The sequence below is a fragment of the Streptomyces sp. NPDC057486 genome (assembly GCF_042802415.1).
Lineage (GTDB): Bacteria > Actinomycetota > Actinomycetes > Streptomycetales > Streptomycetaceae > Streptomyces > Streptomyces yanii.
This window is the reverse complement of record NZ_JBHVEE010000006.1, coordinates 84819-110546: the sequence shown is the minus strand read 5'-3', so window position 1 is coordinate 110546 and position 25728 is coordinate 84819. Positions and strand designations below refer to the sequence as shown.

Sequence of the window (25728 nt, the reverse complement as noted above, 5' to 3'; positions counted from 1 at the left end):
CTGTCCGTCGGATGCGGTGTGTCGGCGACGCTGACCGAACAATGAGGCCCTTCCCGCCCGTTGACGTGTGACCCCGCCCTGGCTGACGCCGACCGGACCGAAGGTCGGCATCGGCTCACCCGTCCGCCCGACGGTACGCCCCATGCCATGGACGCCCTCCGGTACGCGACAGCCCCGGTACGCGTGGGCGTACCGGGGCTGCCATCAGCGCATCGTGACGGTGTGGCCCCGATGCATCACTCAGTGTTTACTCCGCGGCGGTCTGCGTCTTCCGCTTCCGGAGGAGGAAGACCGCGCCGCCACCGACGACGACCAGGGCGATGGCGATGCCCGCGATGACCGGAGTGGCGCTCGAGCCACCGGTCTCGGCGAGGTCGCCCCCGGTCCCGGCCGAGCTGCCGCCCGCGGAGGCCGGGGCGGGCTGGTCGACGGTCTGGGTGTCGGTGCCGCCGGTGGAGCTGCCGCTGGTCTTGCAGTCCAGGACACCCTTGAACGTCTTGGTGAACCCGTTCGGTCCGGTGATCGTGAAGTCGTACGCCTGGTCCTCGGCGACCGGGACGGTCACCGTCTCCGACGCGCCGGCCTCGACGGTGTGCTTGATGCCGGCCAGCTCGAAGGTGAATGCCTCGTCGCCCTCGTTGCTCGCGGTGACGTCCACGCCACCCTTGGCGCAGTTCTTCTTCGCGGTGACCGCGGGGATCGCGCCCTTCTTGGCCCAGGTCGCGGTGGCGGTCGCGGAGACCGTGGACTCGCTGGAGCCGGCCAGGATCTGCGTCTGGCTCTTGGTCACTCCGGCGAAGGCCCGGCCGACCGGCACCGAGGTGGTGGCCTGGACGGTCAGCGAGGCGGTGCCGTCGGCGGCACCCGTCGGGACGTCGAAGTACAGCTCGGCGCCGTTGGCGGCGGCGGTGACGGGCTTGCCGCTCTTGTCGGTGACCTTGACGCCGCTGGCGGAGTCGGCGGGCGGGGTCACCGAGACCTGGCCTGCGTTGGTGTGGACGGTGACCGGCCCGAGCCGCTCACCGGACCGGCCGGAGACCGCGGCCGGGTCCAGGGCGAGGGACGCCTTGGGCTCGGCGACGTCCTCGGCGTTCTCGCCCAGCCAGTCGGCAAGCTTCTCGGCCTGCTTGTCTCCGGCCTCGACATCGGCGTTGTCCGAGTAACGCCAGATGGCGACCTGGGTGCCCGCCGCCGCGGTCCGCTCGGTGAGCGGCCCGGTGCCGGCCTGCTCGGCGAGCGCCGCGAGGTCGTCGATCTGCGGGTAGGAGTGCTCCAGGATCCAGCGGATCCGGCCCGCGTTCTTGTTGGCGCCGAGCGACGTCTGGTTCCAGGGGGTCTCCAGGTACTTCGCCTGGTCCTGGGTGGGGTTGTGGATGTCGATGCAGTACGTCTTGAGCTTGCCGCCGCCGTCGACGGTCATCTCGAACAGCCCGGCGGGCAGCTCCTGCTTCTTCCCGTCCGTGGTGAGCACAGCCCGGTCGAAGGTCTTCAACCCGTCCAGGACTGCGGTGGCACCGCCCTGGTGCTGCGGTGCCTCGTCGGCGGACGCAGTGCCCGCGCCGACGAGGGCCCCGGCTATGACGAGTCCCGATGCCACCACCGATGCGGCCAGCCGGGCAATGCCCCGGCCCCGTGGCGGGTTCGCCCCCGCGTTGGACGATGAAAAGGTCGCTGAAGAAGCAGAAAACACAGATGTCCCCTCCGGGCAGGGCCTTCCGCGCCTGATGCGCGTGTGGGGATTGCCCCGCCAGTCGACTCAAGTGCCGCGTGAGTACTGGGGAATCCTAAGGAAGCGACGAAGCCCAGTCCTTCGTCATACCGTCGTACAACCATTCCGAATCAGAATCGTTATCGCCGGAACTGTTTGCGACCTGCCGACCCCCGTTCGGCCCGCCTCCGGGCGGGGTCACGGCGCCGACGCCAGCTCAGGGAACGACTCTTGACGCATCATCACCCCCGTCGGTGCCTGCGCAGGCGTCCCCGCCGCCTCACCCGCTACGACTGCCGCGTCCCTCCTGCCCGGCCGGGCCGTCAGCGTCGGGTCACCCCGCAGCACCCGCCGGAAGGCCGCGGTTCCCCGTGTCAGATCGTGTCCGACCGCCACCGCCTCGATGTCCACGAACGTCCGCCGCTGTCCGCCCCGTTCCTCCTCACGCACCTTCAACCGGCCGTGCACGAGCAGCGGTTCTCCGACGGAGACCGAGCCCGCGAGATTCGCCGCCAGTGTGCGCCACGCCCACACGGTGTAGAAGCTGGTGTGCCCGTCCGTCCAGAGCTGTTGCTCCCGGTCCCAGCGGCGGGCCGTCACGGCGAACCGGAATCGCGCCATTCCCCCGGTCGCGGTTTCCCGGAACTCCACCCCGGTCGCCGCATTGCCCACCAGTGTCACCACGGTCTCGTTCATGCCTCCGCCTCCCCTTCGGCTCCGTGACCGCTGCCGCGCGGTCACTGATCTCATGCTGAAGGGGAGGCGGGGATCCTGCTGAGGGCTGTGTACTACCGACCGGTTGTGGAAATCTTCGTCACCGTCACGTACCGCTCGCGCACCTCCCGGTACCGCACCAGTTCGGCCGCCACCGGATCGAGCACCCTCGCCCGGCCGACGGCCGCCGCCGCCTGGCGCAGGCGCCGCTCGGCCTCCTGCCCGTACCGCCGGGCGGGTCCCCGGGCTGCCGCCGCACACGACCATTCGACCAGTGGCCCGCCGATCACGCCCGCCAGCATCACCAGCGCGGGCGTGAGCAGTCCCGGTTCGATGACGCCGATGATCTGGCCGACCAGCCAGAGCCCGCCGAAGATCTGCAGCAGCGTCATGGACGCCTGTGCCAGCACGGCGGCGGGCCACCATGCGGGCCTCGGCGGCTTGCCTCCCACCCGCCCGCTGTGCGCCACACCCGAGGCACCGGTCACACCGGTGGCGACCACACCCCCACCGCCGACTGCGCCCTCAGTACCGCGCCCCGCGTCGTCGCCTGCGCCCCTGGCCCGCCCGTACCCCACCGTTCCGGCCTTCTCGGCCAGCTCGTCCAGCGCCTCCGGCAGCCCCGTCGCCCCGTGCACCGCGGCTTCTCGGACCGCCTGCGCCCAGGGACCCGGCAGTCCGTCCGCGGCGGCGTCCGCCACCGTCCGTACCGCCTGCTCGACGCGTTGCCGGGAGGTGAGCTGCTCCTCCGGCGGTGCGGGCATTGCCGCCGCCCGGTCCGGACTTCCCGGCCGCCGAGTGGACTCGTACCACCGCCACAGCCGCAGCCACGGCGTCCCGCAGGCCCGTCCGGCGTTCCTGCGCCACTCACGTTCGGCGGCCTGGCCGGCCGCGGCCGCGCCCACAGCCTCCCCCAGCCGGTCCGCGAACTCCTCGCGGGCCCGTTCCCCGAGTCCCGCCCGCCCCTCGGCGACGTACTCCGGACGCAGCTTCGCCGCCGCGGCGTCCACATCGGCCGAGAGCCGACGCGCCGCTGCGGTGCGCTCCTGCACGAACCGGCCGAGCAGTTCACGCAGTTCACCGACACCTTCGCCGGTGAGCGCGGACAGCGACAGGACGGTGGCGCCCGGTTCGCCGTGTTCGCCGAGCGCCATGCCGTCCTCGTCGAGGAGCCTGCGCAGATCGTCGAGGACCTGGTCGGCGGCGTCACCGGGCAGCCGGTCCACCTGGTTGAGGACGACGAACGTGACCTCCGCGTGACCGGCCAGTGGTCGCAGATAGCACTCGTGCAGGGCGGCGTCCGCGTACTTCTCGGGATCGACGACCCAGATCACCGCGTCCACCAGTGCCAGCACCCGGTCGACCTGCTCGCGGTGACCGGCCGCTGCCGAGTCGTGGTCGGGCAGATCGACGAGGACAAGCCCCTGGAGCGCCTCGTCCGCCTCGGTACCGCCCTGCTGCGGCCTGCGCCTGAGCCGTCCCGGAATGGCCAGCCGGTCCAGCAGTCCAGCGGCGCCATCGGTCCAGGAGCAGGCCAGGGGCGCGGCGGTGGTCGGCCGACGCAGCCCCGTCTCGGAGATCTGTGCGCCCGCCAGGGAGTTGAAGAGCATCGACTTGCCGCTGCCGGACGCCCCGGCGATGGCGACGACGGTGTGTCGTGAGGAGAGCCGCTGCCGTGCGGCGGCCTCGTCGAGTACGCGCCCCGCCTCGGCGAGCATGGTCGCGTCGAGGCGGGCCCGGGACAGCCCGACGAGTTCGCGCAGCGCGTCGAGCCGCGGCCGGAGCAGGCCGCCGGCGCGTACGTACGCCTCGACCTGGGGACGTGCGTCGTCGTCGGGGGCGGCCTCGGCGTCCTCGGGTTCCTTGGCGAGGACCGCTGCGCGCCGGGCGATGAGCCCGTCGTCCCACCGGCCGTCGGACGCGGGGACGTGCCGGTCCTGGCATACGACGACGCCACCGGCCTCGCCCTGTTCCTCGCCCTGTTCCTGGCCGTGATCCTGGTCAGTGACGGCAGTCAACGCTGCCACCTCTCCTTCTGCAGTACGGACAGCGCGGCAATCAGTTCGGCCTGCGGCTCCGGGGCCACGTCGAGCGCGTCGAGCGGCGCCAGCCGCCGGTCGCGCTCGCTGCCCAGCACCCGGTCGAGGTAACTGGTCAGCAGCGCCCCGCCCTTGTCGCGCAGCCGCAGCGCGCCCTGGGCTCCGAGGCGTTCGGCGAGCTGCTCCCCGGCGCTGCGGGCACGACGGCCGCCGAGCAGCGCGGCGGCCAGGAGCGCGGCCACCGTCTCGGCGTCGGGTGCGGCGCTGCGGTCCAGCCGGCGCACCTCTTCCTCGGCCAGCTCCTCCAGGACCCGCCGCCACCGCCGTACGGCCATGGCGATCCGGCCCCGGACATCCTCGGCGGGGCCCCATCCCCCGGCTTCCCGGCCCGCGTTCCCGAACCCGAACACACCGGCCGCGGGTTCGCGCTGCCAGGTGGTCCGGATCTGTTCGTCGGCGGCGGCCACGGCGCACTGCAGCAGCGCGGCGAGGCTGTCCACCAGCGCTTCGAGAAGTTCCTCGGACGTGCTGTAGTGCGGGTATCCGCGCCATCGGGTACGGGCGTCCCCGGAGAGCACGCCACCGTTCTCCACCCGCCGCCGGACCCGTTCACCCTCCTTCTGGTAGGCGTCCTCGACCACGCCGGTGAGCCGCACGGCCGCGGCGTGCTGCGCGGCGACGGCACCGGCCAGCTCCGGCATCCGTACGTCCAGCGAGTCGATGACCCCGACCGCCGTACGCCCCACCGACTGCTGACGGGCCGCCGCATCCTGTACGCGGTGGCTGAGCCAGGCGCGCAGCGGGGCAACCGCGGTAGTGGGCAGCAGCCCGCTGCCGCCGCCCGCCGACTCGGGCAGTTCCGGGATGGTGAACCGGGGCACCTCACCGAGTCCCGCCTTGGCGAGGAGCGCCCCGTACTGCCGCGAGACCTCGCCGATCACCTGGTGCGGTACCCGGTCGAGCACGGTGACGAGCGAGGCGTCGTACTCCTTCGCGGTACGCAGCAGATGCCACGGCACCGCGTCGGCGTACCGGGAGGCGGTGGTCACCATGACCCAGACGTCGGCGGCACAGATGAGTTCGGCGGCGAGCACCCGGTTCCGTACGACGAGCGAGTCGATGTCGGGGGCGTCGAGCAGTGCGAGCCCACGCGGCAGACTCGCGGCGGTCTCGACCCGCAGCGTGGTCCCGTCCTCCTCCGTGTCGTCGTCGAGCCCGTCGCGCTCGTCGCAGACGCCGGGATCCGTGGACTCCACCGGCGGCAGCCAGACCCGGGTCAGCTGCGGCAGCACCCTGCCCCCGGCGAACCAGTGATGGTCATCCGGATGGCAGACAAGGACGGGGATCCGGGTGGTCGGCCTCAGTACCCCGGCCTCACTGACCCGCCGCCCCACGAGCGAATTGACGAGCGTCGACTTCCCGGCGCCGGTGGATCCGCCGATGACCGCGAGCACGGGCGCTTCGGGATCCTTGAGCCGGGGAAGCAGGTAGTCGTCGAGCTGTGCGAGCAGCTCGACCCTGGTCTGCCGGGCGCGTGTCACGCCGGGGAGCGGGAGCGGGAGACGCACGGCGGCGACACGGTCGCGCAGGGCGGAAAGTGCGTCGATGAGCTGAGGCCGTACGTCCATGGTCACCACATGCGAAGAATGCCCAATTTTGGCGCCTTTTTGAAGCGTATAGCCCCCTCTGCGCGCCGATTGCGCCGTCGGGACAGAGGGGGCGAGTGGGGCGCAGGCATAACGAGTGCACAACACCCGGGGCGCGAGGCGTCAAAAGCGATGCGCGAGCCGCGCCTACCTGCGATTATCGGTTCGCTTCACCGAACCTACACATCGTGCCACGCAGGTGAGGCAACCGGGGCGAGGCGATCGGAGCCCTATCCTTGTCCCGGCAAGGTCACGGACCGGCCCGGCCCCAGGGCTCCAGGCCGCCGAGACCACCACCCGGCCCCCGTAGCTCAGTGGATAGAGCAGGCGCCTTCTAAGCGCTTGGCCGCAGGTTCGAGTCCTGCCGGGGGCGCACAGCCCGTGCGACATCAGGCCCTCCCTCGGGAGGGCCTTTTTGCTCCATGGCACGGTAGCGAGGGCCCTGTAGCGAACGCGTAAGCGCCGGACCGTGTCGAACGTTTTCGGCCGGAACAGTCAGCCGACGTCCGGCAGCTCGAGGAGATCCCCCGCAGCTTCGAGCCGCCTCTTGAGATCAGGAAGCTGCCCCTCGACGCACCGGGCGCAGGTGGCCGGCAGCACGGGTGGAACGCTGTTGCCGGCCCGGTCCGCCGCCCGGGCTGGCGGCATCCCGTCGTTGAGCCACTTCGTCCGCTGCTTGCCGATCTCCGGCGTCGCCGTGTGGATCAGCAGCTCACACCACTGGTCGTCGGCGCCGGGGGGGGCGGGCAAGGCCACGTCCTTCACCCGCATGGCCACGGCTTCCTCGGGACGCGGACCGCAGTAGTACAGCGTGGCGAAGAAGGGGTGCAACCGCTCGTCTCCGCGTGGCCGGCGCCGAATCCGGTCGAGGAGAGCCGCGGTCCGGTCCGACAGGTCACCAAGATCCCCGGCAAGGCCAGGGCAACGCCGCGGTGCCGGCCGCTCGGCCGCGGGCGTCGGGGCGGACGCACACCGAGTGCTCGACCACGCCGGCGTGGAAGCAGGTCGGACACCGGCACGGCTGCGACCCGGCCCCGCACCTTGCCCGCCTCGCCGACGGCGACGTACCGGGGTCCGCGCAGCTTGACGGCATCGAACTGCTACCGACCCGGTGCAGCTGTTTCGAACGTGGCGTTTCCTTCGTCGATGCCGAATTGATGGATCACCAGTACCTCGGCGGCGTGCTCGGCGCCCATGGCCACGATGCGAACTCCGCCTGGCACACTCATGCTTGGCTCACAGAGGCGATCTCGTCGAGCAGCCCGCGGATGCGCTTCTCGATCTCGTCACGTATGGGGCGAACGGCGTCGACACCCTGTCCGGCCGGGTCGGGGAGCTCCCAGTCGAGGTAACGCTTGCCCGGGAAGACCGGGCAGGTGTCGCCGCAGCCCATCGTGATGACCACGTCGGAGACCTGGACGGCTTCAACGGTGAGCACCTTTGGCACCTCGGCAGAGATGTCGATGCCTGCCTCCGCCATCGCTTCGACGACGGCCGGGTTGACCGTGTCGGCGGGCGCGGAACCGGCGGAACGTACCTGTACGCGGCCGCCCGCAAGGTGTGAGAGGAACGCGGCGGCCATCTGGGACCGCCCGGCGTTGTGAACGCAGACGAACAGCACGGACGTACGTTCACCAGGGTTGTTCATGGCGGGTGTCTCTCTCGGGAGCGGGCTGGTCAGGGGATCGTCGGAGCGGCGAGTTCGGGTTCGCCTGGACGCAGTGCGGTGCTGATGTGTGCGGGTGCCGGGCGTCCGAACACCGCGAACACCAGCCCCAGCCCGAGCGCGGCACCGACCAGCTGGGCCGCGATGAAAGGGCCGAGCGAGACGGGGGCGATGCCGGCGAACGTGTCGGTGAAGGCACGGCCGATGGTGACCGCAGGGTTCGCGAACGAGGTGGAGGACGTGAACCAGTACGCCGATCCGATGTAGGACGCCACGGCCACGGCGCTGAGGTGGGCCCGGTCGGTGCGGGCCAGTCCGAAGATCAGAAGGATGAGTCCGGCGGTCGCGACCACCTCACCCAGCCACAGGTGACCGGCAAAGCGGTCATGGGTGGACCACCGCACGAGCGGCTTGCCGAACATGCCGTCGGCGAGGACGGCACCGGCGATGGCGCCCGCAATCTGGGCCGGGATGTATGTGGCGACGTCCCGCGCGGCCGGCCCATCCCCGGTGCGACGGCCGGTGAACCAGGCCGCGAGGGTGACGACAGGATTGAAGTGCGCACCCGAGGCCGGCCCGAGCAGCGCGATGAGCACGCCGAGCCCGAAGACGGTGGCCAGCGAGTTGGCCAGCAGTTGCACGCCGACGTCCCTGGACAGCTCGGTTGCCTGGATGCCGGAGCCGACGACCACTGCGACCAGTGCGGCCGAGCCGACGGCTTCGGCGAGGGCCCGTCGTCCCAGCGACGCGGTCATGCGGTTGCCTCGGCCGTCTGCGATGTCTCCAGGAAGGCGGCGAGCCGGTCGAGGGTGGCCGGCAGCGCCCGGTAGTAGACCCACGTACCCCGGCGCTCGCAGTCGATCAGGCCGGCCTGCCGCAGCAGCTTGAGGTGATGCGAGATCGTCGGCTGAGACAGGTCGAAGGCCGGGGTCAGGTCACACACGCAGACCTCACCGCCCGCCCGCGAGGCGATCAACGACAGCAGACGCAGCCGTACGGGGTCGCCCAGCGCCTTGAACAGCTTCGCCAGCTCCGCCGCCTGGTCCTCGTCCAGCGGTGCGGCCACCAGCCCGGGGCGGCATGCGCCGGCCTCGTCGCTCTGTCCGAGCACCACAAGCTCTTGCTTCGACATTCTTCTATATTGACACCCTTCGATCCAAGCCGCAAGGTTGCATCGACAGACATCAATCCAAGCCGATGGGAGCCCTGCCATGTCCCGTGCTCAGCTCGCCCTGCGGGTCAGCGACCTGGAGGCGTCGATCGCCTTCTACTCGAAGCTGTTCGGCACCGAACCGGCCAAGCGGCGCGAGGGCTACGCCAACTTCGCCATCACTGAGCCCCCGCTCAAGCTCGTACTCATCGAGGGCGAGCCCGGCAAGGAGACCCGGCTGGACCACCTCGGCGTCGAGGTCGAGTCCACCGACAAGGTCAACGCGACCACCGCCCGGCTCGAGGACGCCGGCCTGGCCACCTTCGAGGAGAACGACACCTCCTGCTGCTACGCCCTCCAGGACAAGGTCTGGGTGCACGGCCCCGGCAAGGAACCCTGGGAGGTCTACGTGGTCAAGGCCGACGCCGACACCCTCGGCAAGAGCGCCGACCCCGACACCACCGGCGACGGCTGCTGCACCAGCCGGAACACCGAAACGACTGCGACGGCAGCGAGTTGCAGCTGCGGCTGAGCCTTTCGCCTGCAAGGGCTGGAGGTTTAAATGCTCCACCCCGGCGGGACGGTGCCGCGCCAGACGCTGGAAGGCTCCGGCGCGGCATTGCTTCAACCGGTACAGCCGGGTACCGTGCCCGCGCAATTCGTCGGCACGTTGCCGCGGACGCGGCTGCTGTCGAGGCTGACTGTGCCACCGGTCCTGAGAATGCCACCGGCGCCTACTCCGCCTGTGGCCTCGTTGCTGTTGACGTTGGTGCGGATCAGGTTGACGGTGCCACTGAGATTGACGATCCCACCACCATCACCCGCCACGTTGTCGTTGACGTTGCTGTCCCGGACCGTCAACTGACCGCCTGCGTTGGCGATTCCGCCCCCCTGATTTCCGGCGCTGTTTCCGATGATTCGACTTCTGGTGATGGTCCCGACGCCGTCAGCGATGAAGCCACCACCCCTCTGCGTCACCTCATTGCCCGTGATGGTGGTGCGATCGACTGTGATCGTCGTGCTTGAAAGACCACCGATCCCGCCGGAGAAGTCAGCCTTGTTGTTGACGATGCTGCTCCGGTTCACGGCAAGGGAACCCGAATCGATCACGCCGATGCCCCCGCCGAAGTTCTGAATTTCCCCGGCTGCGTTCCCGTTGGAGACGGTCGCGTTGTTCAGGGTGAGCCGGCCTGAGACCGTGAGAATGCGGAAGGAAAGTGCCCCGTTGTCGCGGGTGATGGTGTCGCCATTCGCGTTGATCGTGATGTTCCCGGTCACGTCCGGTAGCCGCGTCGTGAGGCTGTACACGCAGCCAGGGTCGAGCGACAGCGTGGCGGACGGTGCGGCGTTGGCCAGTGCGATGGCCGTTGACAGGGCGCCCTCGTTGCAGGCGACGAACGGGGCCGGCTGCGCGGTCGCCGGGAAGGCAGACGCACCGACGGTGATGGCGACGCCCAGGCCGGCGACCTGAGCGACGCGCCTGATCGACGTGCGAACAGACATGATGTCCCTTCAGCTTATAGGGGTGGGATTTCTGCGCCCTAAGGCACGGTTCTGAAAAGTACGGCACCGGCGGAACAGATAGGCTCATATACACATGCGGCAATAACTGCGTTCCACCTCATTGGCCGAGCATGAGGGCTGCGAGGCTTCGCATGTCAACGGCGAAATGGCTCAGCTGGGCGAGTGGCCCCTGCGGGCGCCTTCTAAGGGCTGTCCCATAGGTTCGAGTCCTGCGGGGGGGGGCGCTCTGCCCGTACGACATCGGGCCCTTCCACCAGGAGTGCCTTCTCGCTGGTCGTGGCACCGTAGCGAGGCTGCTGCAGCGAACGGTGTGCCCCGGGTCGCAGGCCCACTTACCGAATGGCGAGGCGAACTCCTCAGGGACGAGAAATTCCATGTGTGCGGTCCGCCGGGCCCGCCAAAACAACGCCCGGGGAGCAGGTCACCATTCTCCCCGGGAAGAGCAGATCACAGGCTCGGATTTCTCCGTCGCAATGTGTTCACGAAACCCGCTGGGAAGTGCCCCGCCACCGGGCCGGAGTGCGCGCGGCGGCGGACTGTTCTAGCGTCGGACAGAGAAGGGGCGGCCCTGCCGAGCCGACGGGTGCGGGGGCCCGGGACCGCAGTTGTACACCGGCCGCGTCCGCTGCTCGGCGTTGAATCCGCGATTCCCCGACCAACCCTTGAGAGCAGGTGGCTCCCATGCGCACGTCGGCCCGTACAGCCGGAGTCCTCACCGGTCTGACCTTCGCACTGGGCGGCTTGGCCTTCGCCGCTCCCGCCGCCCACGCCGACATCCCGGCCTGCACGAACATGGTCCAACAGGCGGGTGTCCAAGTCTCGGACACCGTCGGAACGGCGTGCACCCAAGGTGTGCACGGTGACCTGCAAGGCTGTGCGAGCGCCCTGACCGGGGTCGGCGTGCCGGGCGGCGCCGCGAACGGTGCCTGCCGGATGGCGGCCAACCCACCGTCGTGACCGGCTCCCTGCCGGCGTACGTCACCTCGGCCGTCGCAGGCGAAGTGGATCTTCGTGGTCGGTCCGCCTGGGACCGGCCGATCGCCTCACCGGGGCTGGGCCCTTTGTGAAATCACGATCCTCCGTAAAGGGCTCATGCACCCGCCCTGCCCCGGCTTGCTGCATCAAGGCCGTCAGGGGGTGAACCGACTGGCCTGCTGGGTCGCGCGAGACTGCCTGCCCGGGCTGTCTCAGGGGCGACGGCTCGTGACCGGACCGGTCTCGCCGGGGGCGTCGTACGCACGCCGGGCCTCCTCGACCCGCTCCAGGTTGGCCTGGGACCAGTCGGCCAGTACGGCGAACAGCGGCGAGAGGCTCCGGCCGAGGTCGCTGATCTCGTACTCGACCCGCGGCGGCACTTCCGGGTAATAGGTGCGCAGTACGAGACCGTCCCGCTCCATCTGCCGCAGTCGCTGCGTCAGCACCTTGGACGTGATGGTGCCGATGCGGCGTTCGAGCTCCACGAAGCGCTGCCGCCCGAACGTGTGCAGGGCCCAGAGGATCGGGGTGGTCCAGCGACTGAAGACGATGTCGACCACCGGTCCGATGGGACACGCCTGGGCCGGGGCGACCGTCGTGGCGGACGGAACTGCCTTTCCCGAAGCGGGAGTCCGGGGGACGGGGGTGTAGGGCATGACGCCTCCAGGGATGTCACTTTCCTCCAGGAAGCCACTGTACTCAGAACAGTGGCTTCCTGGAGGCGACCCCGGAGGGACGCTTCCCGGGTTCCGACATGCAGGTGTCGACACCTCCTGGCGCGTGGTCCCGCGGTACCCGGCAGCGTGCCGGAGACCGCACCGCCCGGCGCAGCACCTGACATCCCCCACCCATCACATCGATGACGGAACATCAGGTGCTCAGTCGAGGAACCCTTCCGGGAGAGGGTGCCTCCACTCTCGGCTTCGTCACGCTGCCGTTCGCCCCCAACGCCCTTGACGGGCCCAGGATCCATTGGCATCAGCTCGCCGCGCCGCTTCGACGGACAGCTCCGACCGGCCCTCGGATCCGGGCCACGACACCGCGAATCAGCTGGAACTCGGCCAGTTCGACGCCATCGGCCCCGGAGCCGTCGCCCGATTGCTCCGACCCGGGACGGGCCGCTGTCGCCCCACCGGCCTGCCCGTCATCCCTTCCCGGCAGGTGTCAGGAAGTTCCTGTACCAGTCGGCATGGAGCGGGAAGTCCGCCTTGAAGCCGTCACCGGGATCGCAGTCGAGGAGCTCCCAGACCCCGTCATCGGTGAACCAGTGGTCCACGGTGAGCAACTGGAGGGAGTGCAGGAGGCGCGGTGACTCGGCGAGCTGCGCCCGGGCCTCGTCCAACGCGATGTCGGCGGCGCCCCACTCCAGTCCGAGCCCGGCGGAGACTGCCGCGACGAGCTCGGAACAGGCCACCGGATCAGGGTGGTTGACATGGTGGACACCCGCGGTCGCCCGGGGCGAGAGCGCCGCGGCGAGCAGAGCCCGGCCCAGCACTCGCACATCGATCAGGGAGTGCCGGGCGGCGCACCCGGCAAACCCGGACGACAGTTCCCGGACCAGCGCGGCCAGGCCGGGGATCACCCAGCGGTCCCCCTCGCCGTAGACGAGGTGAGGGCGCAGCACGGTCCCGCCCGCGGCCAGCACGTGGCGCTCCGCGGCGGCACGCGTGACGCTGGTGAGCGAGCCCGGTGCGAGCGGCGCCCGGCCGGGGGCCAGGTCCCTGAACGGCCCGCGTCCGTAGACCGCTGCCGTGCTCAGATAGACGATGCGGGCGACTCCTGCGCGCTCCGCCTCCTCCACCAGCGCCCGCGTCCCGAGGTCGTTCACGGACCGGACCGTTCGCTCGTCCCCGTTGATCTGCGAGGCGCAGTGAATCACCGTGTCGACCCCGTCACAGACGCCGCGCAACGATGCGGCGGTGGCGAGGTCCCCCTGCACGGTTTCGATGCCGGAGCCGACGGCGGAGGGGACGTTCACGGGCGCCCTGTGCTCCATCAGTCGCAGCCGGAGCCCGGGGACGGCGTCCGCAGCCGCCACCACATGTCTGCCGACGAAGCCACTCGCCCCGGTGACGAGAATGTGTGTGGTCACGACCGGTCGCCCTCATCCGTGTGGGCGAGTTCGCTGGTGAATACCGGCTCGCCGTCCTGTTGTCCGCGTACTCGCACAATGGTCCGGGAACTGTCGTCGGAGGGCATCAACTCGGCTTCGACCCAGCACGGACTGTCGAGTTCGGCGTATTTGTGGAAGGCGATCTCCACCGACGTCGGGAGGAATGTGTGCCCTGGGGTGACAGCGACGGCTGCCTGCCGGGCCGCTTCCAGGAGCAGGATGCCGGGAACATGGTCGTTCGGGCGCCTGAACAGAGTCGGGTGGGTGGTGTCCAGCCGCAACCGCCAGCGGTTGGGCTGGGGTGTCGGCGTCAGCACGACGTCCGACTCCGCCGTCCGGCCCACCTCGTACGGATCCGCACCGGGCGACAGCGGTACGGGACGGCCCACCATGTCCAGACGGTCCTGACGCAGACGGCGGTAGGCGCGCGCCGATGTGCAGCTGATCCGACCCGAGCTGGTCGCCAGGACGGTGCCGCCCCGGTGGAAGCGCAGGTCGACCCGCATACCGGCGATGCTCTTGCCCCGCTTGCGCACATCCGAGCAGGTCAGATGGATCAGGACCTTCCCGGACGCGACCTCCAGGGCGAAACCCGGTACGACGGTCTCGTACGCCAGGTCCCACATCACGAACTGGTCGTCGACCGGGACTCCCAGCTCCGCGTGGGCCAGCATCATCGTCGCCTGCCGCATGGTCTCGGCTATCAGCAGCGGATCCTGGTGGCTGCCCGATGCGACAGCGAAGAAGTGGTGCGGGCGCGGCCATTGGGCCGCTACGGAGAACTCCGTATCGCTCAGCCTGCACCAGGCGGTGGGAAAGATGTCCCTGGGGTCGGACCGGTGAACGAATTCATGCAAGACATCAGTTCTCCAGCCTCTCTGCGGCGGGATCGCCAACCGATAGAGACCGGACGGTTCGGTCTCGGCGCGGGTGACAGTATCGGGCAAATCAACATCAACCATCGAAATACCCCCAGCTCATCCATGAGGGAGTATCTCGCTCCCCCACGGTAAGTTACCGACGGCCCTGTTTTTTCTACAGTCCGGCCGGTGCATTCAAGGCCACAACACCACGAGAGGCAGGAACGCACAGCCGATGGCCCAACAAGCTCGAGCGATCCAGACCCGGCAGTCGATCCTGCTGGCGGCCGCCACTGTCTTTGACGAGCGCGGCTACGGCTCCGCCACCATCAGTGAGATTCTCACACGGGCCGGCGTGACCAAGGGGGCTCTCTACTTCCACTTCGCCTCGAAGGAGGAGCTGGCCCTCGGAGTGATGGAGGCGCAGCTGGAACTCGGCGTGCTTCCACCCCAGTTGACGAAACTGCAGGAGCTGGTCGACCAGGGTCTGGTGCTGGCCCACCGGCTCCGCCACGAGCCGCTGGTGCGCGCGAGCGTCGGGCTGGCCATGGAGCAGGGGGGCGGTGAACTGGACCGTGGCCTGCCGTTCCACTCCTGGATAGCCCGGCTCGAAACGCTGCTGATCGAAGCGAAGCAGCAGGGCGAGGTGCTGTCCCATGTCAATCCCGCGGAGGCGGCGCAGCTCCTGGCCGGCGCCTTCTCCGGAATCCAGGAAATGTCCCAGGTTCTTTGCGAGCGAGAGGACTTGGAGCAGCGGATCTCGATGCTGCTGCGCTATGTACTGCCGAGCATTGCCCTGCCGGCCGTGCTCGCCATGCTTGAGATCACCGAGACCCGCGCCGAGCGGCTGCTGGCCACGGTCGAGGAACCGGACGCACCCGAGGCCGGGAGCGAGAACTAAGAGCTGTCCCTGGAATCCGGCCGGGCGAATTTCCGTACCGCACGTCCGGAAACAGCGACGGAACACTGCGCAGCGGCAGCGTTACGGCGCTCAGCTCGCCGCCCTTTCGCCCAGGCGACACCCCATGCCTCGGACCGTGACGATCCAGACGCTGTCGCCGTCGAACTCCTTCCGGGTGACCTCGACGACCCGCTCGCCGACGCGCATCTGCCGGCTGCACGGGTCGATGTGCAGGAGGCCGTGCGAAATCGTGGATGTCGTCGACCATGACATCGTGCGCCGCGCAACGGCATCCATGCGGGCCATGAGGTCCCGGTAGCCGTACGGCTCGACCAGGCAGTCGTCCGCACCGGCCTGAAGGCCGAGCAACTCACCGGATCGTCCCGGCACTGATTCCCGGAGCCGGTGGCGGCTCGACGCCGCGCCGCCCGAAGGGCCTCGCCGCCCCATGGGCCTCCTCCAGGGAAGTCACTTTCCTCTAGGTACCTACTTCACTTCGGATGCTAGCTTCGCCGGGTCGACGCAATAACGACCCTTATTCGGCACCTCTGTGCCATTCGCGCCGGCTTCCTCATCCCACCGACTGCCAGGAATTGCCATGTCGATCCCAGGATCCTTGTCCAGTCCCCGCGAGATATCAGTCGCACCAGAGCCCCGGGCAGTCCGTCGGCCCGGGCTGATTCTGGCATTCCTCTGCGTTGCCGGACTCATGACGTTTCTCGATGTCACCGTCGTGAACGTCGCTCTGCCGAGCATCGAGGAAAGCCTCCACATTTCCGAAAGCTATTTACAGTACGTGGTGACGGGTTACGGAACGGTCCTCGGCGGATTCCTGCTGCTCGGTGGCCGGCTCGCCGACACCTTCGGGCGCCGACGCATGCTCCGGACGGGCCTGATCGTGTTCGCCGTGGCGTCCCTGCTGGCGGGCATCGCCCAGGGCGCCACCATGCTCATCACCGCCCGCGCCGTGCAGGGTCTCGGAGCGGCGTTCATCGCTCCGGCCGCTCTCAGTCTTCTGACCAACACCTTCGCCGAGGGTTCCGAACGCAACAAGGCACTCGGTGTATGGGGTGCGATGGGCGGTCTGGCGTCGGTGGCCGGCGTCATTCTGGGCGGCCTCTTCACGGAGGGCCCCGGCTGGCGCTGGATCTTCTTCATCAACGTGCCGATCGGCCTGGCGGCCGCGTTCGCGGCGCCGTTCGTCCTTCCCGAGAGCCGCTCCGAGGAGCGCCGCAAGTCCTTCGACGCGGCCGGGGCCATCCTCCTCACCGCCACCCTGGTGCTCACCATCTACACCCTGGGCCAGACCATCGACGTCGGCTGGCTGTCCACCCGGACCCTCGGCAGCCTGGCCGTCGCGGCCGTCCTGCTGATCGCCTTCCTCATGGTCGAGCAGCGGGCGCAGTCGCCGCTCATCCCGCTCAGCATCTTCCGGCGCCGCGTCCTGACCATGGCCAACATCGTCGCCGTCCTGCTGTTCGGCACCCTGGTGACGCTGTTCTTCTTCGCGAGCCTCTTCATGCAGATGGTCCTGGGCTACTCGCCGATCAGAGCAGGTCTGGCCTATGCGCCGCTCGCCCTGATCACGGCGGTCGGCGCGGGCGTCGCATCGAAGCTGATCACCAGGATCGCGGCGAAGCCGGTGCTCCTCACCGGTCTCGCCCTCACCTTCATCGGCATGCTCATGCTGTGGCGACTGCCGTCGGACAGCACCTACGTGTCCCATGTGCTGCCGGCATTCCTCGTCGTCGGCCTGGGCCTCGGTATCTCCTTCGTACCGCTGCAGATCGCCGCGTTCACCGGGGTCGAGAAGAGCGAGTCCGGTCTGGCCGCGGGTCTCATCGGAACGAGCCAGGAGGCGGGCGGCGCCCTCGGCGTGGCCGTCGCCGCCACCATCGCGTTCAGCGCCACCCGCGGCCTGGAGAAGTGGGCCCACGGTGACCCCGACCTCATTCGGGAGGCCCGTACGAGCGTCTTCCACCACGCATTCGTCGTCGGGGCCTGGTTCGCCGTGGGCGCCATCGTCATCGCGCTGCTGCTGCCGATGATGAGGACGTCGGAACACGACGGCATCCCCGGGGCGTGAAGGGCGGAGGAACAGCATGTCGCTGCCCCTGTCGGAATCGGCCGAGGCCTTTCTGGCCGAGAACCACGTGTGCACGCTGACCACCGTCCGGCCCGACGGCTCGCCCCACGTGGCGCCGGTGCGCTTCACCTGGGACCCCGACGCCGGGCTGGCACGGGTCATGACCGCCGCCTCGCGGCAGAAGGTCAGGAACCTGCTGGCCGGCCCGGGCAGTCGCGTCGCGGTCTGCCAGGCGGCGGGTCCGCGCTGGATCACCCTTGAGGGCACCGCCACGGTGTCCGACGATCCGCAGCGGGTGGTCGAAGGTGCCCGGCACTATGCGAAACGGTACTGGTCCGCGCCCCCGTCCCCAGCGGGTCTGGTGGTGATCGAGATCGCGGTCGACCGGGCGATGGGCCTCTGCTGACACCTGATCGGCACGATCAGGTGTGGCGGTCCCTCGCGGCTCAGGTCGAGGAGCGCATGCCGGCGGGTGACGGTGCGGGCCCGTGCCGAGCGGGGTGCCCCGCCGATGGTGAGGGGCTGATGGGCGCGCGACTGCGGATCGGCCGTGAACTCGCCGTTGGACGGGTGGAGATCGAGGCCGACGCCCCGTCCTTGGATGTTCTTGCACGGCAGTTGGCCGGTCTCGGATCGCAGGTCGATGTGGTCGGGCCGCCGGAGGCCCGCAAGCGGCCGGCGTACCCGGCGGGCGAACTGGCCTCCCTCTGCTCGCCGTCGGCGGAGACCGGAGGGGAATCGGCCGTCCCGGACGAATTCGTCGACCTGCGCCGCTGATCCGGCGCACGGTCGGCCTGTTCGTGCCGCCCCTGGGCCGCCGCGAAGCAGCCGGTGTCGCCGTGGTGCGTGCCGCCGCACGGCGGAGGCGGAGATCGACGCGGAGCCGGAGCGCCGCCGGACCTACGCCGACCCGCGGACCTGTCAGGGACGCGGGGGCACGCCCTTCTGAACCGCCGCACGGCGGTCAGCTCACCGGCTGTTCGGTCCAGATGCACTTGCCGGTGGCGGTGTAGCGGGCGCCCCAGCGGTGGGCGAGGGCGGCGACCAGTTGCAGACCGCGGCCGCCCTCGTCGGTCTCCGCCGCATTGCGGATGCGGGGTGTGGACAGGCTGCCGTCGGAGACCTCGCAGATCAGCCCCTCGGCGCGGAGCAGGCGGAGGGCGATGGGGGTTCTGCCGTACCGGACCGCGTTCCCGACCAGCTCGCTGACCAGGAGCTCGGCGGTCATGGCGAGTTCGTCGAGCTCCCAGCCCGCCAGCTGGTCGCGGACATGGTGCCGTGCCTCGCTCGCGGCGATCGGGCCGTCGGGAAGCGTCCAGCTGGCAATGGAATCGGCCGGTATCGCAAAGGTGCGGGCGACGAGCAGTGCGGCGTCGTCCATGAGCTGGGTGCCCGGCAGCAGCTCGGCCACGACGTTGTCGCACAGCCGCTCCAGCCCGGGCGAGCTGCCCGCGGCATCGTCCTCCCGTACGGCGGCCGCCGCACCCGACAGCGCCTTGGCCAGGTGGAGCATGCCCCGGTCGATGTCGCGGGTGGCGGATTCGATCAGTCCGTCCGTGTAGAGCACCAGCAGGCTGCCCTGGGGGAGAACGACCTCCGTGGTCTCGAACGGCGGGCGTGCCGTGCCCAGCGGCGGATCCGGGCGGTGGTCGAGGAACTCGGTGGTGCCGTCCGGATACACGACGGCCGGCGGCGGGTGCCCTGCGGAGCCGAACTTGCATGTGCAGGTGACGGGGTCGTACACCGCGTACAGGCACGTGGCGTAGAAGTCGTCGCCGAGGTCGTTCACCACCTGGTTGAGGCGGGTGAGGAGTTCGGAGGGCGGGAACTCCAGATCGGCGAGCGTGTGCACGGCGGTCCGCAGCCGCCCCATGGTGGCCGCCTCGGACAGGCCGTGTCCCATCACATCGCCGATGACCAGCGCCACCCGGGCGCCGGACAGCGGGATCACGTCGTACCAGTCGCCGCCGACCTCGATGCCCTCGTTGGCGGGCACGTAGCGGGCGGCGGTGCTGACCGCGCACAGCGTCGGAAGCTCACTCGGCAGCAGTCCCCGCTGGAGTTCCTGGGCCCTCACGTGCTCGGCGTCGAACAGCCGGGCGCGCTCGATGGCCTGCGCCATCAGTCCGCTGAGTGTGATGAGCAGAGCCTTCTCCTCACCGCCGAGACGCCGCGGCTCGGTGAAGGAGACGACGCAGCAGCCGACGGAGCGGCCGGAGACAATCAGCGGCAGGAACGCCCAGGACGCTTTCCTGGCCTCGGCCGGGCGGTCGGCCATCCGGGGGTAGCGCTCGACGTACTCCTCCACCGAGTCGATGAAGGCGGCCGTTCTCGTGTGATGCACCTCGTCGAGCGGGGCGATGTCGCCGACCGGCATTCCCTCGAAGTCGCGGAAGAACGTCTCCGGGTATCCGACCTGCCCGGCGACGTGCAGCGTGTCCGCTTCGATGAGATGGACGACGAGACCGGAGGCGCCGAACGGCGCCATGATCCGCTCGGCGGCGGCGTTCACGACATCCTGCACCGTCAGGGCCTCGGCAAGGGCACCGGCCAGGGCGGTGATGCGGGCGTTGCGGTCGGCCGTGATCCGTTCCGCGGCGACGGACTCGGCCTCACGCGACCGCATCTCGGTGACATCGGTGGCGTACACCATCAAGCCGTCCGGTACCGGGATCAGCTGCATCTGGTACTGACGCCGGTTGGTGGGCCACCGCACCACGAAGCCGACCGGGGTACCGCGGTCGACGGCCCGCCGGTACGACGCGTGCAGGCCGAGTCCCACGGCGTCGATACCGATCTCGGCGAATGCGTCCCACAGGTTCTGGCCGAGCAGCTCCTGCGAGGCTCCGAGCAGCCGCTCCGCCTCCATGTTGAGGAAGGTGATCCGCCACTCGCCGTCGACCGCGAAGAACGCGTCGCTCATGTGCCGCAGCGCGCGGCTGACCGAGTCCCGGGCGATCCGGCTCTCGGTGGTGTCCCACACCGTGCCGACCATGCGGCCGGGCCGGCCGCCCTCCCCCGGCAGGACCCTGCCCCGCGAGCTGACCCAGCGCGTGGTCCCGTCCGGGCGGCGTATCCGGTACTCCACACCGGACACCCGTTGGTTACGGATCGCCTGCTCGATCTCGACCAGGAGCCACGGCAGGTCGTCGGGGTGGACCAGCCCGCTCCAGGTGTCGAAGCGCTGGTTCGTGGACTGCCCTGCCATACCGAGGATGGCGAGCGTGGACTCGTCCCACAGCTGCTCCCCGGTGGCCAGGTCCCATTCCCAGGAACCGACCTTGATCGCTTCCAGTGCCTCCCGGAGCCGGGTGACGGGGGGCTCCTTCCCCGGCCGCCTGGGGTCGGCCCTGCCCCAGTCCATCGAAGGCTCCCGCAGCCGCAGGGCGGCCCAGGCGGCGAGCGTCTCGACGGCCGACCGCTGCTGCGGCGTCGGCTGCCCCTCGCCGACGGTGAGCACGGACAGCGCGCCCGCCACCCCGTCCGGCGTGAGGAGCGGTACGGCCAGCAGCCCGCTGCCTGCGGGCAGCGCGGAGAGCGGCGACCAGGGGGCGGCGGCGTGGGGGTGGTGGCCGAGGGAGCTGTCGGGGCCCCGGCCGCCGCGCTGTGCGCTGTCGTCCGCACTGCTTGCGCCGCCGCCCGTACGGCCCTCTCCGGCGCGTTCCGTACCGCCCCCCGTGCTGCGCCGGGTCACGGAGACCTCGGGGAGGCCGAGGCTCCGCCCGCCCAGAGCGGGCATCCACACCGAGGCGCCACCGGCCACCGCGCGCGCCGGCGCGGTGTCGTCGTCCACCGCGATCTCTTCCCAGTCCTGGGCCACGGTGCGGACGATCCCGCTGGTCGCCATCAGCAGCAGCCCCCGGCCCCCGGGACCCCTCACATGGACCATTCCGCCCAGCCCGTCGGCCTCCGTCACCGCATGTTCCAGGGCGAATCCGAGCAGATCGACTCCCCCCAGCCCAACCCCCGCTTCGATGATCATCCGAAGCCGTGCCGCACCGGCCTTGTCCATGAGGAGCCGCTCAGCCATCGCTCGCTTCCTTCCGCGAACCCGCGTAGGACACAGGGCACCCGGAATGAGTAATATTGCCCACTTAATTGTACGTACGGGTACGGGCGAGCGAATGTGCAGGCGATTACCGCGCCCCGGCTACGCGGCGTCCACCACCGCCGTGTAGCCGAGCTTGTCGACCGCCTGGTAATAGGTCCAGGCCGTCGCGTCGCAGGAGGCCTTCTTGACGCCCGAATATGCCGCGCAGACCCTCTTCAGGTCGGCGTAGAAGGCGCTGTCGATCCGGGCCTTGTTGGCGCTGAAGGTGCCGGCCGCTTTGTAGTTGCGGTAGCCGAAGTCGTGGCGGACACAGGAGTTGGCGAAGGGGAAGCCGAAGGGGTTGTCCGGCGAGGTGGAGCAGTAGTCGGTCGACCAGTCGAACCCGTACGCACTCCATGCGCTCCGGTTGCCTCTGGCCGCGAAGAACGCCTGGTAGCTGCTTGCGCTCGTCTGGGTCCAGCCGCTGAGGACCTGCGGCTTGTCGGCGGGCGCGGCGGTGGCGTCGACGGCGGGGAGAAGTGCGGCGGACAGGGCGACGGCAGCGGTGGCCAGAGCGACGGTGAGGCGTCGGCGCATGGGGAGCTCCTTGGTGGGGGAACGCGACTGTCCCGGCGGTCTTTCGCTCGGGACGGGCACAGCATCCGGCAGCGGACTGTCGCGGATGTATACGGGAGCTGTATGCCCTGCACACAGCGGTACATCGACTACCGCACAGGGCGGTTGACGCCGTATCACCCACAGCACTGTCGCACGGGCGTCCACGGGAAGGGGAGTTACGCGCGGAGGAACGCCAGCACCGCCAGCACCCTGCGGTGCGTCTCGTCGGCCGGCGGCAGGTCCAGCTTGGCGAGGATGTTGCCGATGTGCTTGCCGACCGCGGCCTCGGAGACCACCAGGTCGCGGGCGATCGCGCCGTTCGACCTGCCCTGGGCGACCAGGGCGAGCACTTCCCGCTCGCGGGCGGTGAGCCGCTCCAGCGGATCGCGGCGGCGGCGCAGGAGTTGGCGTACGACCTCCGGGTCGACGACGGTGCCGCCGTCGGCGACCTCCCGCAGGGCGTCGATGAACTCCTCGATCTGGCCGACCCTGTCCTTGAGCAGGTAGCCGACACCGGATCCGTCTCCTGAGTCCAGGAGTTCGGCGGCGTACGTCCGCTGCACGTACTGGCTGAGCACCAGAACCGGCAGAGCGGGCTGCTTCTCGCGGAGTTCCACCGCCGCGCGCAGTCCTTCGTCCTGGAGACCGGGCGGCATCCGGACGTCGGTCACGACGATGTCCGGAGTGTGTGCGGCGACGGCCGCGAGGAGGGCTTCCGCGTCGCCGACGGCGGCGACGACCTCGTGGCCGCAGCGGGTGAGCAGTCCGATGAGACCTTCACGGAGCAGCACGCTGTCCTCGGCCAGCACTACGCGCAGCGATCGGTCCACTCGCAAGGAATCTCCACACGCAACAGGGTCGGGCCGCCGGGCGGGCTGGACAGCGCAAGTCTGCCATCCAGTACGGAGACCCGGTCGGCGAGACCGGTCAGCCCCGTTCCTTCGCCACCGGTGCGCGCACCGCCCCGCCCGTCGTCGCGGATCTCCAGGAAGAGCCGGCCCGCGGCGTGGCCGCCTGTCACCTCGGCGCGGGTCGCAGCGCTGTGCCTGGCGACGTTGGCGAGCGCCTCGCAGACCACGAAGTACGCGGCCGCCTCGACGGCCTCGGGGAACCGGCCGGGGAGCGCCAGTTCCAGGTCGACGGGGGTCGCGGACCGGTCGGCCGCGTCGGAGACGGCGGCTTCCAGGCCGTAGTCGGCAAGGACCTTGGGATGGATGCCGTGGATCAGTTCGCGCAGTTCAGCCAGTGCCTGACCGGCCTCCTGGTGGGCCTTGGCCAACTGGTCGGCGAGGGGGCCGGGCGGCGCGTCGAGGCGCGCGAGTCCGAGGGTCATGGTGAGTGCGACGATGCGCTGCTGGGCGCCGTCGTGGAGATCGCGTTCGATGCGGCGCCGTTCCGCCTCGAAGGCGTCGACCAACCGGACCCGGGAGCGGGTGAGTTCGGTGACCGTGTCCCCCATGTCGTCGCCCCTGTCGGCGACGAGGAGGCGGGCCATTCCGGCTCTCGCCCCGGCCAGCAGGCCCAGCGCGTAGCAGCCGAGCGCGAGGAGGACGAGTCCGAGCGCAGCGGTGGCGAAGGCTTCGGGCCAGGTGGTGACCGTCCACTGCTTCACCACGCGGGCCTCTTCGCCGTTCCCGTACACCTGCATCACCGCGGGGGTGGACATCAGCGCCAGTGGGACGGCCACGCACACACCCAGCGCGAGGGCGTCGAGCGGCCACAGGACCACGGCCCAGAGCAGCGTGTACTCGAGTTCCCGCCAGGTCGCCGGTTCCCGGTAACGGAACGCCAGCCAGCTCCACAGCCCGGGTTCGGCCGGGCGGCGGTGCGGGCCGGGCGCCGGGGTCCGGTCCATCAGGCGGAGCCGTAACCGCTCCAGGGACCCCACCGGGATCCCCGCGAGGGCCGTCAGCGCGAGCAGCGGCAGCCCGAGCACCACGAGGGTGAGCGCACCGCCGAGCAGCACGCCGAGCGTGATCACGAACAGCACCACGACGCCTGCCGCGGCTCCGCTCAGCAGGTATCCGGCCGACCGCCAGGGCCACGACGACAGCAGATAGCGGGGTCCCGGCAGGGCCTGCCACACGTTCCGAGGGCGCATCGCCCCACCGTAGAAGACGCTGTTCCGCCGGAACCATCCGTGCTGCCGGAGTCCCGGGGGTGGGGCTGGGCATACCCCCGGGACTCTCCGCGGCGGCTCGGCGGTTGACGGGGTCCTCCACCTGGTCCAAGAGCTACACCGCGGCGGCGACCAGCAGCGCGAATGCCGCTGCCGAGAGCACGGTGCGGATCCGGTGGAGGGCGGTCCAGCGGGACTCGAATGCCTGGCGGGCCGTGCTGTCGTCGCCGCCCTCGGCCGCCGCGAGCGCCGAGTTGAGCGGGATGTTGCCGCTCACGGTGACAAGGTGGCTGAGCGCCGCGCAGACCAGCCCGCCTGCAACGAGTCCCCGCTCGACGGACGTCCGGCCGTCGACGGGGACGACGAGCGCGGCAACCGGGAAGGCGATCACGCCGAGGAAGAGGACGAGGAACACCGGCCTCGGCACCGTCTCGTTGAAGCGGCGCATCGCGGAGGTGAACTGATCGTCCGGCAAAAGCTTCAGGCCGGGCATGATCCCGGTCGTGAAGCACACCAGGAAGCCGGCATAGAGACCGGTGGTGACGGCGGCGAGTGCGAGCAGCAGAGAGGCCATGGCGCACATCATGGCGCGGCGCGGCGGGCCGCGCCGCACCCTTTCGCGAAGGCACCGCTGCCCGGCCCGCCCCCTGCCCCCGTCCGCCCCCGCTTCATGTCCGCCGGGCGCTACTTGGCGACGACGGCCACCGGCGCGTCCCACGCGTCGCGGTCGATGGTGAGGGTGGCCCCGTCGTGGGTCACCTTCTTGTTGACCGCGTACTGGTGGCCGCGGCGGTGCCCGGTCCACAGGGTCGTGTCGTACGGGAATCCGGTGGTCGTGGAGTAGATGTCGTCGTACCGGGCGTACCAGAGGATCTCCGGCAGGTCGGTGCGCGTCGTGGCCTTGGCGACGACGGCGGCGCTGGAGTTGCTGAAGCCGTAGAAGCCGGTCCAGTACCCCTTGGCGTGGACCGTCTTGTCCCAGGAGCGGATGTAGGCGAGGACGGTGTTCACGCAGGACGTGTTGGTGGGGTCGAAGTACTCCATGTCCAGGTAGACCGGGCTGCCGGTCCTCATCCCCAGCGCGGACGCCTTGGCCACCGCGTCGGCGCCGTCGGTGGCGCCCAGCGCGGTGGCGTTGGCGGCGGTCATCTTCTCGGGGTTGTTGCTGGTCTGGCACGGCGGCTGCGCGCCGACGTACAGCGGGATCAGCTTCCAGCCCCTGGCACTCACGGACTTCACCCAGGACGGGGTGAGCTGGGGCTGGGCGCACCCGCGGTTCTTCCCGCCGATGTACACCGCGGCAGCCCGGTACACCGAGGTGGCCCGCCACTTCTGCATGGTGGTGAGCGTCGGTGCGGTGCAGGTGTCGAAGGCGTGGCCGGTGAAGACGGTCGGCGCGGGCCGGGTGACGGTGGTCGCGGTGGCCGCCTCTGCGGCGAACGCCGCACCGGCCAGCACGCCCAACCCGGCCAGCGCCATTCCTGTCCGGCGCCGCTTCTTCGACATGCGGTGATTCGACACAGAGACCTCGACGATGAGTACGGGGACGACAAGGGACGAGACGGAGCCGGCTGGACAC

General features: G+C 70.1%; 25 protein-coding genes and 1 tRNA gene. 7 read left to right on the top strand and 19 right to left on the bottom strand.

Annotation, left to right across the window (positions count from 1 at the left end; all coding sequences use genetic code 11):
• Positions 1–247: 247 nt before the first annotated feature.
• The 4 genes from ACFU6I_RS05385 to ACFU6I_RS05370 all read right to left on the bottom strand — a co-directional run bounded on the left by ACFU6I_RS05385 (position 248) and on the right by ACFU6I_RS05370 (position 6089).
• A complete protein-coding gene (locus ACFU6I_RS05385) occupies positions 248–1690 on the bottom strand; it encodes an LAETG motif-containing sortase-dependent surface protein (RefSeq protein ID WP_384361856.1) in 1443 nt (480 codons plus the stop codon).
• Positions 1691–1906: 216 nt separating this feature from the next.
• On the bottom strand, positions 1907–2404 hold the full coding sequence (locus tag ACFU6I_RS05380) for a single-stranded DNA-binding protein (protein ID WP_384361854.1): 498 nt from the start codon (positions 2402–2404) through the stop codon (positions 1907–1909).
• 92 nt (positions 2405–2496) lie between these two features.
• Positions 2497–4440 (bottom strand): GTPase, encoded by a 1944-nt coding sequence (locus ACFU6I_RS05375; RefSeq protein ID WP_384361851.1) that lies wholly within the window; start codon positions 4438–4440, stop codon positions 2497–2499.
• Positions 4437–6089 carry a dynamin family protein gene (locus tag ACFU6I_RS05370; RefSeq protein ID WP_384361848.1) on the bottom strand — a complete coding sequence of 551 codons (1653 nt, stop codon included), beginning with the start codon at positions 6087–6089 and terminating at the stop codon, positions 4437–4439. Before ACFU6I_RS05370 ends, ACFU6I_RS05375 begins: the two co-directional genes overlap by 4 nt.
• Positions 6090–6407: 318 nt before the next feature.
• Here ACFU6I_RS05370 and ACFU6I_RS05365 point away from each other — a divergent pair.
• Positions 6408–6480: transfer RNA gene (locus tag ACFU6I_RS05365), tRNA-Arg, on the top strand.
• A 122-nt stretch (positions 6481–6602) separates the two neighbouring features.
• Here the strand turns inward: ACFU6I_RS05365 and ACFU6I_RS05360 are convergent.
• The 4 genes from ACFU6I_RS05360 to ACFU6I_RS05345 form a co-directional block, all read right to left on the bottom strand.
• On the bottom strand, positions 6603–6938 hold the full coding sequence (locus ACFU6I_RS05360; protein WP_384361846.1) for a hypothetical protein: 336 nt from the start codon (positions 6936–6938) through the stop codon (positions 6603–6605).
• Positions 6939–7332: 394 nt separating this feature from the next.
• Positions 7333–7755 carry an arsenate reductase ArsC gene (locus ACFU6I_RS05355; protein WP_384361844.1) on the bottom strand — a complete coding sequence of 141 codons (423 nt, stop codon included), beginning with the start codon at positions 7753–7755 and terminating at the stop codon, positions 7333–7335.
• 29 nt (positions 7756–7784) lie between these two features.
• The gene (locus tag ACFU6I_RS05350; RefSeq protein WP_384361842.1) at positions 7785–8528 is read right to left on the bottom strand and encodes an aquaporin; all 744 of its coding nucleotides are present in this window, start codon (positions 8526–8528) and stop codon (positions 7785–7787) included.
• Positions 8525–8905, bottom strand: a complete 381-nt coding sequence (locus tag ACFU6I_RS05345) for an ArsR/SmtB family transcription factor (protein ID WP_384361839.1) — start codon at positions 8903–8905, stop codon at positions 8525–8527. The genes ACFU6I_RS05350 and ACFU6I_RS05345 overlap by 4 nt, the downstream gene beginning before the upstream one ends.
• 79 nt (positions 8906–8984) lie before the next feature.
• Here ACFU6I_RS05345 and ACFU6I_RS05340 point away from each other — a divergent pair, with 79 nt between their 5' ends.
• Complete coding sequence (locus ACFU6I_RS05340; RefSeq protein WP_384361836.1) at positions 8985–9455, top strand: ArsI/CadI family heavy metal resistance metalloenzyme; 471 nt, start codon at positions 8985–8987, stop codon at positions 9453–9455.
• 92 nt (positions 9456–9547) lie between these two features.
• Here ACFU6I_RS05340 and ACFU6I_RS05335 read toward each other — a convergent pair whose 3' ends face one another.
• The gene (locus tag ACFU6I_RS05335; protein ID WP_384361834.1) at positions 9548–10426 is read right to left on the bottom strand and encodes a hypothetical protein; all 879 of its coding nucleotides are present in this window, start codon (positions 10424–10426) and stop codon (positions 9548–9550) included.
• A gap of 702 nt (positions 10427–11128) precedes the next feature.
• Here ACFU6I_RS05335 and ACFU6I_RS05330 point away from each other — a divergent pair.
• Positions 11129–11404, top strand: coding sequence for a hypothetical protein (locus tag ACFU6I_RS05330; protein ID WP_384361831.1), 276 nt, complete (start codon positions 11129–11131; stop codon positions 11402–11404).
• Between the two features lie 230 nt (positions 11405–11634).
• Here ACFU6I_RS05330 and ACFU6I_RS05325 read toward each other — a convergent pair whose 3' ends face one another.
• The 3 genes from ACFU6I_RS05325 to ACFU6I_RS05315 all read right to left on the bottom strand — a co-directional run bounded on the left by ACFU6I_RS05325 (position 11635) and on the right by ACFU6I_RS05315 (position 14392).
• Positions 11635–12078 carry a winged helix-turn-helix transcriptional regulator gene (locus ACFU6I_RS05325; RefSeq protein WP_384361829.1) on the bottom strand — a complete coding sequence of 148 codons (444 nt, stop codon included), beginning with the start codon at positions 12076–12078 and terminating at the stop codon, positions 11635–11637.
• 488 nt (positions 12079–12566) lie between these two features.
• Entirely contained in the window at positions 12567–13514 is a 948-nt protein-coding gene (locus ACFU6I_RS05320; RefSeq protein ID WP_384361826.1) for an NAD-dependent epimerase/dehydratase family protein, read from the bottom strand.
• On the bottom strand, positions 13511–14392 hold the full coding sequence (locus ACFU6I_RS05315) for a ScbA/BarX family gamma-butyrolactone biosynthesis protein (RefSeq protein ID WP_384361823.1): 882 nt from the start codon (positions 14390–14392) through the stop codon (positions 13511–13513). Before ACFU6I_RS05315 ends, ACFU6I_RS05320 begins: the two co-directional genes overlap by 4 nt.
• Positions 14393–14630: 238 nt before the next feature.
• On the opposite strand from ACFU6I_RS05315, the gene ACFU6I_RS05310 reads away from it, so the two are divergent.
• Positions 14631–15296, top strand: a complete 666-nt coding sequence (locus tag ACFU6I_RS05310; RefSeq protein ID WP_384361819.1) for a ScbR family autoregulator-binding transcription factor — start codon at positions 14631–14633, stop codon at positions 15294–15296.
• A 90-nt stretch (positions 15297–15386) separates the two neighbouring features.
• Here ACFU6I_RS05310 and ACFU6I_RS05305 read toward each other — a convergent pair whose 3' ends face one another.
• A complete protein-coding gene (locus ACFU6I_RS05305; protein WP_384361817.1) occupies positions 15387–15665 on the bottom strand; it encodes a hypothetical protein in 279 nt (92 codons plus the stop codon).
• 229 nt (positions 15666–15894) lie between these two features.
• On the opposite strand from ACFU6I_RS05305, the gene ACFU6I_RS05300 reads away from it, so the two are divergent.
• From ACFU6I_RS05300 to ACFU6I_RS05290, 3 genes are all read left to right on the top strand, one after another.
• Positions 15895–17382 (top strand): MFS transporter, encoded by a 1488-nt coding sequence (locus ACFU6I_RS05300; RefSeq protein WP_384361814.1) that lies wholly within the window; start codon positions 15895–15897, stop codon positions 17380–17382.
• A 16-nt stretch (positions 17383–17398) separates the two neighbouring features.
• A complete protein-coding gene (locus ACFU6I_RS05295) occupies positions 17399–17788 on the top strand; it encodes a pyridoxamine 5'-phosphate oxidase family protein (RefSeq protein WP_384361812.1) in 390 nt (129 codons plus the stop codon).
• Between the two features lie 119 nt (positions 17789–17907).
• Positions 17908–18159 (top strand): WYL domain-containing protein, encoded by a 252-nt coding sequence (locus tag ACFU6I_RS05290; RefSeq protein ID WP_384361809.1) that lies wholly within the window; start codon positions 17908–17910, stop codon positions 18157–18159.
• A gap of 187 nt (positions 18160–18346) precedes the next feature.
• Here ACFU6I_RS05290 and ACFU6I_RS05285 read toward each other — a convergent pair whose 3' ends face one another.
• The 6 genes from ACFU6I_RS05285 to ACFU6I_RS05260 form a co-directional block, all read right to left on the bottom strand.
• Complete coding sequence (locus tag ACFU6I_RS05285; RefSeq protein WP_384361806.1) at positions 18347–21412, bottom strand: SpoIIE family protein phosphatase; 3066 nt, start codon at positions 21410–21412, stop codon at positions 18347–18349.
• A 120-nt stretch (positions 21413–21532) separates the two neighbouring features.
• Positions 21533–22009, bottom strand: a complete 477-nt coding sequence (locus ACFU6I_RS05280; protein WP_384361803.1) for a phospholipase — start codon at positions 22007–22009, stop codon at positions 21533–21535.
• 197 nt (positions 22010–22206) lie between these two features.
• Positions 22207–22866 carry a response regulator transcription factor gene (locus tag ACFU6I_RS05275; RefSeq protein ID WP_327246280.1) on the bottom strand — a complete coding sequence of 220 codons (660 nt, stop codon included), beginning with the start codon at positions 22864–22866 and terminating at the stop codon, positions 22207–22209.
• Positions 22839–24131, bottom strand: coding sequence for a sensor histidine kinase (locus ACFU6I_RS05270; protein WP_384361800.1), 1293 nt, complete (start codon positions 24129–24131; stop codon positions 22839–22841). The genes ACFU6I_RS05275 and ACFU6I_RS05270 overlap by 28 nt, the downstream gene beginning before the upstream one ends.
• 133 nt (positions 24132–24264) lie before the next feature.
• Positions 24265–24723, bottom strand: coding sequence for a DUF1772 domain-containing protein (locus ACFU6I_RS05265; RefSeq protein ID WP_384361797.1), 459 nt, complete (start codon positions 24721–24723; stop codon positions 24265–24267).
• 110 nt (positions 24724–24833) lie between these two features.
• Positions 24834–25655 (bottom strand): glycoside hydrolase domain-containing protein, encoded by an 822-nt coding sequence (locus tag ACFU6I_RS05260; RefSeq protein WP_384361794.1) that lies wholly within the window; start codon positions 25653–25655, stop codon positions 24834–24836.
• Between the last annotated feature and the right edge of the window lie 73 nt (positions 25656–25728).

Excerpts from the sequence above, each read along its gene's own strand:
- ACFU6I_RS05350 (WP_384361842.1), bottom strand. The coding sequence starts at position 8,528 with ATGACCGCGTCGCTGGGACGACGGGCCCTCGCCGAAGCCGTCGGCTCG.
- ACFU6I_RS05285 (WP_384361806.1), bottom strand. The coding sequence starts at position 21,412 with ATGGCTGAGCGGCTCCTCATGGACAAGGCCGGTGCGGCACGGCTTCGG.
- ACFU6I_RS05380 (WP_384361854.1), bottom strand. The coding sequence starts at position 2,404 with ATGAACGAGACCGTGGTGACACTGGTGGGCAATGCGGCGACCGGGGTG.
- ACFU6I_RS05370 (WP_384361848.1), bottom strand. The coding sequence starts at position 6,089 with ATGGACGTACGGCCTCAGCTCATCGACGCACTTTCCGCCCTGCGCGAC.
- ACFU6I_RS05355 (WP_384361844.1), bottom strand. The coding sequence starts at position 7,755 with ATGAACAACCCTGGTGAACGTACGTCCGTGCTGTTCGTCTGCGTTCAC.
- ACFU6I_RS05325 (WP_384361829.1), bottom strand. The coding sequence starts at position 12,078 with ATGCCCTACACCCCCGTCCCCCGGACTCCCGCTTCGGGAAAGGCAGTT.
- ACFU6I_RS05265 (WP_384361797.1), bottom strand. The coding sequence starts at position 24,723 with ATGGCCTCTCTGCTGCTCGCACTCGCCGCCGTCACCACCGGTCTCTAT.
- ACFU6I_RS05340 (WP_384361836.1), top strand. The coding sequence starts at position 8,985 with ATGTCCCGTGCTCAGCTCGCCCTGCGGGTCAGCGACCTGGAGGCGTCG.
- ACFU6I_RS05260 (WP_384361794.1), bottom strand. The coding sequence starts at position 25,655 with ATGTCGAAGAAGCGGCGCCGGACAGGAATGGCGCTGGCCGGGTTGGGC.
- ACFU6I_RS05310 (WP_384361819.1), top strand. The coding sequence starts at position 14,631 with ATGGCCCAACAAGCTCGAGCGATCCAGACCCGGCAGTCGATCCTGCTG.
- ACFU6I_RS05300 (WP_384361814.1), top strand. The coding sequence starts at position 15,895 with ATGTCGATCCCAGGATCCTTGTCCAGTCCCCGCGAGATATCAGTCGCA.
- ACFU6I_RS05280 (WP_384361803.1), bottom strand. The coding sequence starts at position 22,009 with ATGCGCCGACGCCTCACCGTCGCTCTGGCCACCGCTGCCGTCGCCCTG.
- ACFU6I_RS05330 (WP_384361831.1), top strand. The coding sequence starts at position 11,129 with ATGCGCACGTCGGCCCGTACAGCCGGAGTCCTCACCGGTCTGACCTTC.
- ACFU6I_RS05345 (WP_384361839.1), bottom strand. The coding sequence starts at position 8,905 with ATGTCGAAGCAAGAGCTTGTGGTGCTCGGACAGAGCGACGAGGCCGGC.
- ACFU6I_RS05290 (WP_384361809.1), top strand. The coding sequence starts at position 17,908 with ATGGGCGCGCGACTGCGGATCGGCCGTGAACTCGCCGTTGGACGGGTG.
- ACFU6I_RS05295 (WP_384361812.1), top strand. The coding sequence starts at position 17,399 with ATGTCGCTGCCCCTGTCGGAATCGGCCGAGGCCTTTCTGGCCGAGAAC.
- ACFU6I_RS05270 (WP_384361800.1), bottom strand. The coding sequence starts at position 24,131 with ATGCGCCCTCGGAACGTGTGGCAGGCCCTGCCGGGACCCCGCTATCTG.
- ACFU6I_RS05335 (WP_384361834.1), bottom strand. The coding sequence starts at position 10,426 with ATGTCTGTTCGCACGTCGATCAGGCGCGTCGCTCAGGTCGCCGGCCTG.